The 702-nt window shown below is 38.9% G+C and carries 2 protein-coding genes; one reads left to right on the top strand and one right to left on the bottom strand.

What is annotated here, in order from left to right; translation table 11 throughout:
* Positions 1-216 (top strand): YolD-like family protein (locus tag O0550_RS24025; RefSeq protein WP_463674880.1); only part of this gene is annotated, 216 nt, incomplete at its 5' end.
* A gap of 122 nt (positions 217-338) precedes the next feature.
* On the opposite strand, the gene O0550_RS24030 is transcribed toward O0550_RS24025, so the two are convergent.
* Entirely contained in the window at positions 339-476 is a 138-nt protein-coding gene (locus O0550_RS24030; protein WP_003343558.1) for a hypothetical protein, read from the bottom strand.
* Positions 477-702: the final 226 nt, after the last annotated feature.

The raw sequence follows: 702 nt of genomic DNA on the forward strand, positions 1-702 counted from the left end.
GCCGAGTTTTGTTACAGGATATCTGACTCACGTCAGTATGACTATGCCTTTACAATTAGCTGTTGGAAAGAAACGAAAGAGGGCAGAGGCGTTATAGAATCCGCTTGGGGATGGGTAGAGAAGTTTGACTCAACGTATAAACAAATCAAGTTAAAGAATGACGAGGATTTTTGGTGGATACCTGTAGAAGATGTGGTTAGGGTGGAAAATTACTAAGTTACTACTCTTGCTCAGTTTTATAGGATCGGTTTTTAAGTAAGTATGGGTATTCATCCAATTTTATTTAGACAATCACCTAAAAATTATGCAGTTAAATATACTATCGAGAAAACTTGGATTTAGATAAGGAGGAGTAACTTTGTGGTTTTATAGTCAGAATTATGAACCATTTCCGGTTCAACGGCTACCTCGTCCTGATTTACCCCCACCACGAGTACCCTGGCCAAATTATCCACCCATAATACCTTATGACCCACCGCCCCGTCCCCTAACTCCCGGCTATGATGACCCACGATGTATGGAAGAGTGCAGATATTATGGGAGAAAATGGGAAGATTGTTTCTTTCTTTGTTATGGAGCCCCTTGGTAACAGTTCAGTGATGTTAGGGAAAAGCGTGGTATTAGTTTAGAAAAAATACAAGGATGAAATAAAATGAAAAAAATCGTCTCCTAAAGAAATAAGGAAACGATTTTTTCTTTTGC

Origin of the sequence: Brevibacillus halotolerans (assembly GCF_026891775.1) — a bacterium.
In the GTDB taxonomy this organism is placed as follows: domain Bacteria; phylum Bacillota; class Bacilli; order Brevibacillales; family Brevibacillaceae; genus Brevibacillus_B; species Brevibacillus_B halotolerans.